The sequence below is a fragment of the Clostridia bacterium genome (assembly GCA_017438525.1).
Lineage (GTDB): Bacteria > Bacillota > Clostridia > Oscillospirales > RGIG8002 > RGIG8002.
The window spans coordinates 1-6188 of record JAFRVI010000035.1; the positions used below are offsets into that span (position 1 = coordinate 1).

At 59.5% G+C, this 6188-nt stretch carries 4 protein-coding genes and 1 tRNA gene; 3 read left to right on the forward strand and 2 right to left on the reverse strand.

Features of this window, described 5'->3' with window-relative positions; translation table 11 throughout:
* Positions 1 to 202: 202 nt before the first annotated feature.
* Positions 203 to 287: transfer RNA gene (locus IJL83_03660), tRNA-Leu, on the reverse strand.
* Positions 288 to 336: 49 nt separating this feature from the next.
* Positions 337 to 2412 carry a GH92 family glycosyl hydrolase gene (locus tag IJL83_03665; GenBank protein ID MBQ6552695.1) on the reverse strand — a complete coding sequence of 692 codons (2076 nt, stop codon included), beginning with the start codon at positions 2410 to 2412 and terminating at the stop codon, positions 337 to 339.
* A 139-nt stretch (positions 2413 to 2551) separates the two neighbouring features.
* Between IJL83_03665 and IJL83_03670 the strand changes: the two genes are divergently transcribed.
* The 3 genes from IJL83_03670 to IJL83_03680 are packed head-to-tail and all read left to right on the forward strand — an operon-like array spanning position 2552 to position 5998.
* Positions 2552 to 2821: an ACT domain-containing protein gene (locus tag IJL83_03670; protein MBQ6552696.1), complete on the forward strand. Its 270-nt coding sequence runs from the start codon at positions 2552 to 2554 to the stop codon at positions 2819 to 2821.
* A gap of 9 nt (positions 2822 to 2830) precedes the next feature.
* Positions 2831 to 4192, forward strand: a complete 1362-nt coding sequence (locus tag IJL83_03675; protein ID MBQ6552697.1) for a PFL family protein — start codon at positions 2831 to 2833, stop codon at positions 4190 to 4192.
* A 12-nt stretch (positions 4193 to 4204) separates the two neighbouring features.
* A complete protein-coding gene (locus IJL83_03680) occupies positions 4205 to 5998 on the forward strand; it encodes a flavin reductase (protein MBQ6552698.1) in 1794 nt (597 codons plus the stop codon).
* The last annotated feature ends 190 nt before the right edge of the window (positions 5999 to 6188 follow it).

A 6188-nucleotide genomic window follows, 5' to 3' on the forward strand; every position in this document is an offset into this window, starting at 1 on the left:
AAATATACACTTGGTGCGAAGTCATCCGTTGCGGCGGTGACTTTACATATCGGGGTTGTAAAGAGAAATACACTATGGATCTGCCTTGTCCATGCGGCTGTATTCAATTACGTTTAACAGCAACTCCAACGGGAAGGTAGTCGAAATAAACGACAAATCCGAACCCTTCGCCAACCGGCCTTGGGTTCGGATTTGTACTTTTTGGTGCGGATAACAGGGATCGAACCTGCACGCCTTTCGGTAACGGATCCTAAATCCGTCGCGTCTGCCAGTTCCGCCATATCCGCGTATTATGCGGGATGAGCTTTGCGCCCGTTCCGCATTTTTGTTGTTTACTTACAGATCGAAGTGCGACACGGTCGGGCCGTGCGCCTTGTCGTCGTAGGGCTTGCCGTTTATCTTCAAGCTTTTGAGCTTGCTGCCGAAACGGACGTATTCCGGCTTGCCGGGGCAGTAGGGGTAGAAGCCCATCATTCCGAAGATATACCAGCTCGACATACTGCCGTTATCCTCGTCGCCGGGGTAGCCCTCGACGCCGCTGTCGAAGTATTCGTCGCAGATCTTTCCCACCCAGTACGCCGTCTTCTCCGGCGCGCCGCAGGCGGCGAAGATGAAGGGGATGTGATGGCTCGGCTGGTTGGAGATCGCGCACTGGCCGAGATCGGAAACGCTCAGTTCGCTCATTTCGTGCGTTTCGTAGCCGGGATCGTCATAGATCGGGGGCATCGCGAAAAGCTCGTCCATCTTCTTTATCAGCGCGTCCTTTCCGCCGTGAAGCGCCGCGAAACCGTCGGTATCGTGCGGGACGAAGAAGGAGTTCTGCCAGCTCGTGCCCTCTGTATAACCGTAGAACCACCGGTGCTGATTGAAATCCTCGGTGAATTCGCCGTCGGTCTTTTTGCAGCGCATCAGCCCCGTGCCGGGATCGAAGATGTTTTTGTAGTTGTTCGCGCGCTCGCGGTATTCCTTTTCGATATCGTATTTGCCGAGTATGTGCGCGACCTGCGCGACGCAGAAGTCGCAGTAGGCGAAGTCGAGCGTGAGGTTGACGACGTCGTATTCCGCGCCGTGCGGCACGTAGCCGTACCGCATGTATTCGCCGATCGCGTTCCTGCCGAAGTGCCTGTCGGGCGAAACGACGGAGGCGTTTTTCAGCATACCCTCGAAGGCGGTCTCGAGCAGCTTGCCCTTGAGAATGCCTTTGACGGCGCCGTCGGCGATGACGGAGTCGATCATCGTGCTGGGCATCGCGCCGGATTCGCCCATCGCGGTCCAGCGTGGGAGCCAGCCGTGGTCGACGTAGTCGGTCACGAAGCCCTCGACTATCTCGGCGTAGTCGTCGGGAAGTATTATCGAAAGCAGCGGGAAGACGGTGCGGAAGGTGTCCCAGAAGCCGCTGTCGGTGTAGCGCTTGCCGGGTCTGACCGTAGCGTCAAACGGGCAGTAATGCACCTCGTTCCCGTCCGCGTCGATCTCGTAGCACTTGTGCGGATAGCACATAACGCGGTAGAGGCAGGAATAGAAGGTCTTCATCTCCTCCTCGGTCGCGCACTCGGCTTCGATGGAGGAGAGCTTCTTTTCCCACGCATCGTTCGCCTCGGCGCGCACGGCGTCGAAGTCGAAGGAGGTCTCGCGCTCCATATTCAGCTCCGCCTGCTCGAGACTGATGAAGGATATTCCCATGCGCAGGCGCACGTCGCGCGATTTCAGCGCGGCGAAGAGGTTGCAGCGTTCGCCTTCGCTGTGAAGCGTCTTGACGTAGTCGCCTTCGCCGTCCTTCGCGGCGGGGTCGAAGCGGTCGCAGTTTTCGGCGTCGATATCGCAGTCGAGCTCCGCGACGAAGTATTCTTTATAGCTGCGGCTTTCGTCGAAGACCTGCCAGTTCGGGCAGTCGTTCGTCCAGCCGTAGATGCGGCGCTTCTCGGGGTCGATGGTGAATGACGCTTCGCTGCGCGTGCAGAAGAATGCGAGCTTCGGCTGCTTGTCGGGGTGGTCGAAGCGGAAGCGCATAACGCAGCCGCGCTCCGTCGGCGTCAGCTCGGCGTTTATGCGCCAGCGCGCGACGTAAAGCGAGATATAGTCGGGATCGAGTGTCGCCTTGCGCTTGTCGAAGCCCGCCCAGTGATCGTATTCGGAATGGCGGCTCTGTCCCGCCTGCGGCTGGATGAGCAGCGCGGCGTGGTCGCCGATCCAGGGGCTCGGCTGGTGCGAGAGGCGGAAGCCCTCGAAGGCGTACGCGTCGGGGTCGTAGAAGAACTCGCAGCGTCTTATCAGCGAGCCGGTTTGGAGCACGTAGCCCGTCATACCGAAGGGGCGCTGCGCGAAGGGCAGCGTGTTGCCGTTTGAAAAGCGCGGCTCGTTGCGCGAGCCCATACGCGTGTTGACGTATTTCAGATAGCCGTTAGACTTCATATTTCGCCCTCCCGGAAGCGTTTCTTTATACTTGTAATTTTATCAAAAACGGTCAAGGGTTGTCAAGAAGGTATTTACATTTCACCATATTTATGGTAAAGTTATTTTGTAAAAAACTATCCCCGAAAGGACGGTATTTATGAGAGCTGTTTTAACGGTAGTGGGCAAGGACGCCGTCGGCATCCTCGCGCGCGTCGCGGGCGAATGCGCGAAGTACGGCGTGAACATCAGCGAGGTCTCGCAGACGGTGTTGCAGGAAATGTTCTGTATGATAATGCTCTGCGACATTTCCGGGCTGACGGTCGATTTCGGTGAGTTCGCCGACAAGATGAAGGCGGTCGGCGACGAGACGGGTATGGCGGTGCAGGTAATGCACAGCGACATATTCGATTCCATGCACAGGATCTGAGGAGTCATTATGCTCAACACTCACGATATACTCGAAACGATACGAATGATACGCGACGAGCACCTCGATATCCGCACCGTGACGATGGGGATATCGCTGCTCGACTGCGCGGATCCGGATATCGACAAGGCGTGCGATAAGATCCGCGCCAAGATCGTGCGCTATGCCGGAGAGCTCGTTCCCACCTGCGAGAAACTGCAGAAGGAGCTCGGCATTCCGATCATCAACAAGCGCATTTCGGTAACTCCGATAGCGATGCTCGCTGCGGCGTGCCAGAGCTCCGACCCCGTGAAGTTCGCCAAGGCGCTCGACGCGGCGGCGAAGGACTGCGGAGTCAACTTCATCGGCGGCTATTCCGCGCTTGTGCACAAGGGCTTCTCCGCCGGCGACTACGCGCTGATCGAGAGCATCCCGCGCGCGCTCGCGGAGACCGACCTCGTCTGCTCCTCCGTCAACGTCGGCTCGTCGAAATCCGGCATAAACATGGACGCCGTCGCGATGATGGGCAGGGTCGTAAAGCAGACCGCCGAGGCGACCGCCGACCGCGACTGCATCGGCTGCGCGAAGCTCGTCGTATTCTGCAACGCGCCCGAGGATAATCCCTTTATGGCGGGAGCGTTCCACGGGCCCGGCGAGCCGGACTGCGTGATAAACGTCGGCGTTTCCGGCCCCGGCGTCGTCCGCGCCGCGATAGCGGAAGCGGATCCCGGTATGGACCTCGCCGGAGTCGCGGAGCTGATAAAGCGCACCGCGTTCAAGATAACCCGCATGGGCCAGCTGGTCGCGAAGCGCGTTTCGGACGAGCTCTGCGTGCCGTTCGGCATAGTCGACCTTTCGCTCGCGCCGACTCCCGCGGTGGGCGACTCGGTCGCGCGCATTCTTGAAGAGATGGGCCTGGAGGCGTGCGGCGCCTGCGGCACGACCGCCGCGCTCGCGCTGCTCAACGACGCGGTCAAAAAGGGAGGCGTTATGGCGTCATCTCACGTCGGCGGGCTTTCCGGCGCGTTCATTCCCGTCACGGAGGACGAGGGCATGGTCGCCGCCGTCAAGGCGGGCGCGCTCTCTATCGAGAAACTCGAGGCGATGACCGCCGTCTGCTCCGTCGGCCTCGATATGATAAACGTTCCCGGCGATACGCCGCCGGAGGTCATCTCCGCGATAATCGCGGACGAAGCCGCCATCGGCATGGTCAATACGAAGACGACCGCCGTCCGCGTGATCCCCGCGATAGGGAAGAAGGCGGGCGAGGAGCTTTCCTTCGGCGGACTGCTCGGCGGCGGTCCGATAATGAAGGTAAACGGGTATTCCCCCCGCGCCTTCATCGCCAGAGGCGGACGCATTCCCGCGCCGCTGCACAGCTTGAAAAACTAACGGAGGAACGTAATGAAAAAGATTACCGACGATATAATCTACGTGGGCGTAAACGACCGCAAGATCGACCTCTTCGAGGGGCAGTACGCCGTGCCGGAAGGCATGGCGTACAACTCCTACGTCATTATCGACGAAAAGACCGCCGTTATGGACACGGTCGACAAAAACTTCACTCACGAATGGCTCGATAACCTCGCCGAGGCGCTCGCCGGCCGCAAGCCCGACTACCTCGTCGTTCAGCACATGGAGCCGGACCATTCCGCGAACGTCGCGAACTTTATGAAGAACTATCCCGATGCGGTCATAGTTTCCTCCGCCAAGGCGTTCAATATGATGAATAACTTCTTCGGCGCCGACTTCGCGGACCGCCGCGTAGTAGTCGGAGAAGGCGACACGCTCTCGCTCGGAAAGCACACGCTGAGCTTCATAACCGCGCCGATGGTCCACTGGCCGGAGGTCATCATGACCTACGACAGCGCGGACAAAGTCCTTTTCTCCGCCGACGGCTTCGGCAAGTTCGGCGCGCTGGACGCGGACGAGGACTGGGCGTGCGAGGCGAGGCGCTACTACTTCGGCATCGTCGGCAAGTACGGCGCGCAGGTGCAGGCGGTGCTGAAAAAGGCCGCCGCGCTTGACATTCGCGTCATCTGCCCGCTTCACGGTCCGATGCTGACCGAAAACCTCGGCTACTATCTCGGCCTCTACGACGTCTGGTCGTCCTACGGCGTGGAGAGCGACGGCATCGTCGTCGCCTACACCTCCGTCTACGGCCACACTAAGCAGGCGGTGGAGCTTCTCGTCGAGAAGCTGAAGGCGAAGGGCTGCCCGAAGGTCGCCGTCCACGACCTCGCGCGCGGCGATATGGCGGAAGCGGTCGAAGACGCCTTCCGCTACGGCCGCATCGTCCTCGCGACGACTACCTACAACGCCGATATATTCCCGTTTATGAAGGAGTTTATCCACCACCTGACCGAGCGCAACTTCCGCAACAGAACGGTCGCGCTTATCGAAAACGGCAGCTGGGCGCCGCTCGCCGCGAAGACGATGCGCGCGATGCTCGAGGGCTGCAAGGATATCTCCTTCACCGAAACGACCGTGCACATCACCTCCGCGCTGAACGAAACGAGCAAGGAACAGATTGAATCGCTCGCGCAGGAGCTCTGCCGCGACTACCTCGCGCAGCGCGACGAGACCGCGAACAAGAACGATCTTACCGCGCTCTTCAAGATCGGCTACGGGCTCTACGTCGTGACCTCAAACGACGGCAAAAAGGATAACGGCCTCATCGTCAACACCGTCACGCAGGTCACCAACACCCCCAACCGCGTCGCCGTGACGATCAACAAAGAGAACTATTCCCACCACATAATCAAGCAGACCGGTATTATGAACGTCAACTGCCTCTCGGTCGAGGCGCCGTTCAAGGTCTTCGAGGACTTCGGCTTCCGCAGCGGCAGAAACGTCGACAAGTTCGCGGACTGCGAGCCGCTCCGCTCGGATAACGGGCTCGCCTTCCTGCCGAAGTACATCAACTCCTTTATGTCGCTCAAAGTCGAGCAGTACGTCGACCTCGGCACTCACGGGATGTTCATCTGCTCGATAACCGAGGCGCGCGTCATCTCCGACAAGGAGACCATGACCTACACCTACTATCAGGACAAGGTCAAGCCGAAGCCGCAGACGGAGGGCAAAAAGGGCTTCGTCTGCAAGATCTGCGGCTACGTCTACGAAGGCGACGAGCTGCCGGAGGATTTCATCTGCCCGCTGTGCAAGCATGGCGCCGCCGATTTTGAGCCGATAGTGTAAAGCGTGTATTTTCGGCCCTTTGCGGCTTGTCGTCGTCGGCGGGCAGACAGCCCTGCCTTCCTCCTTCCGCGCCGCAAATCATCCGAAAATCCCTCGCTTTTAGTGAGCGCATCCCGTAGGGGCGGTCCTGACCGCCCACGCATTCACGCTGAAACAATATGTAAAAAAACCGCCTCACGATTGTGAGGCG